Source organism: Nocardioides sp. (genome assembly GCF_036267815.1).
Classification (GTDB): Bacteria; Actinomycetota; Actinomycetes; order Propionibacteriales; family Nocardioidaceae; genus Nocardioides.
Genome location: NZ_DATAVI010000055.1, coordinates 1 through 1,699 on the forward strand (window position 1 = coordinate 1; position 1,699 = coordinate 1,699).

The following is a 1,699-nucleotide window of genomic DNA, read 5'->3' on the forward strand; positions in this document are numbered from 1 at the left end:
CTGGGCGTCTACATGGGCTACCTGCGCCGCAAGACGGAGGCCGGTGGCGAGTCCCGGCTGCTGCACACCGTGCGCGGGATCGGGTACGTGCTGCGCGATTGAGCGCCGAATGACACTGCGCAAGCGCCTCTCGTGGATCGCTGCAGCCTCCGTCGCAGTCGCGGTGACGATCGCCGTCGTCGTCTGTTACACAGTCGTGCGCAGCCAGCTGCGCAACCAGATCGACAGCGAGCTGACCACACAGGCGCAGGTGATCAAGAGCGGCGATTACCACGCGCTCGCCCAGCAGTTCCCCGGCATCCCGGCGAGCGCCGGTGGCCCGGCCCCTTACGCGCAGGTGGTGTCGCCCAACGGCCAGGTCCTCGGCGTCCAGGGGAGCATCAGCCCGAACCTGCCGAGCACCGCCCACACGCGCGCGATCGCCGCGGGCCGTGCGGGGCAGTACCTCGCCGACGCGCAGTCGGGCAACACCGACCTACGCGTGGTGACCTTCCCGCTCATGTTGTCCTACACCGACAACAGCGGGTTCCAGGTAACCCAGACCGTCGCCATTCAGTTGGCCCGCCCGCTCAACGGCGTCGACTCGATCCTGTCCGACCTCCGGCTCGTCCTGCTGCTGGTGCTCCTCGGCGGTATCGCCCTCGCCGGACTCCTCGGCCGCATGGCATCGCGCCGCGTGCTGGCCCCGCTGGGTGAGGTGGCCCAGGTCGCCCAGGAGATCGGCGAGACCGAGGACCTGACCAAACGAATCCACGTGCACGCCGACGACGAGGTCGGCCAGTTGGCCACCAACTTCAACGCGATGCTCGACCGCCTGGAAGCGTCGCGCGAGGCACTGGACGACTCGGTCCGGGCCCAGCGCCAGCTCGTGGCCGACGCCTCCCATGAGCTGCGCACGCCGGTGACGAGCCTGCGCACCAACATCGAGGTCCTGCTCGAGGAGGTGGAGCTCGAGCCCGAGGACCGCCGCCGGCTGCTCGCCGACGTGGTGGAGCAGAGCGAGGAGCTCACCGCCCTGGTCGGGGACCTCATCGAGCTTGCGCGCGGAGACCAGCCAGGCCCCGAGACCGACGACGTCCGCCTCGACGGGGTCGCCGCCGAGTCGCTGGCCCGCGCCCGGCGCAACGCCCCCGGCATCCACTTCGACGCCACGCTCGTCCCCACCGTCGTCGACGGGGTCCCCGAGCGGCTGGCGCGCGCCATCAACAACCTGCTCGACAACGCGGCGCGTCACTCTCCCCCGGGCGGGACCGTGGAGCTCCAGGTCGGGCCCAGCGGCGTCGAGGTCCGCGACCATGGCACCGGCGTGGATCCCGAGGACCTGCCCTACGTCTTCGACCGCTTCTTCCGCGGGCGCAACTCCCGCGGGCGGCAGGGCAGCGGCCTGGGCCTGTCCATCGTGCGCCAGGTGGCCGAGCAGCACGATGGAACCGCCTCGGTGGCCAACGCCGTCGACGGCGGCGCGATCTTCACCCTGCACCTGCCAGGCATGTCCGCCGAGGACGTCGCGACGCATTCCGAGTCAGACCAGCTGGCCTCTCCCGGCGAGCCGGTCGGACCGGTCGGACCGGTCGAGAGTCGCTAACCGCCGGTCACGGCGACGGGGTGCGGAGGTGCATTCGGGCCACGCGGGCCTGGCGGGCGACGAGAAAGCGCTTGCGCAGCCACCAGAAGAGGCCGCCGAACACCGGCACCACAA

2 protein-coding genes are annotated in these 1,699 nt (G+C 71.2%); both read left to right on the forward strand.

Annotation, left to right across the window (positions count from 1 at the left end; genetic code table 11):
• The coding region (locus tag VHW64_RS11615) for a winged helix-turn-helix domain-containing protein (RefSeq protein WP_329650720.1) at window positions 1-102 on the forward strand (102 nt) is incomplete at its 5' end.
• 61 nt (window positions 103-163) lie between these two features.
• Window positions 164-1,585: a HAMP domain-containing sensor histidine kinase gene (locus tag VHW64_RS11620; RefSeq protein WP_329650719.1), complete on the forward strand. Its 1,422-nt coding sequence runs from the start codon at window positions 164-166 to the stop codon at window positions 1,583-1,585.
• Window positions 1,586-1,699 lie beyond the last annotated feature (114 nt).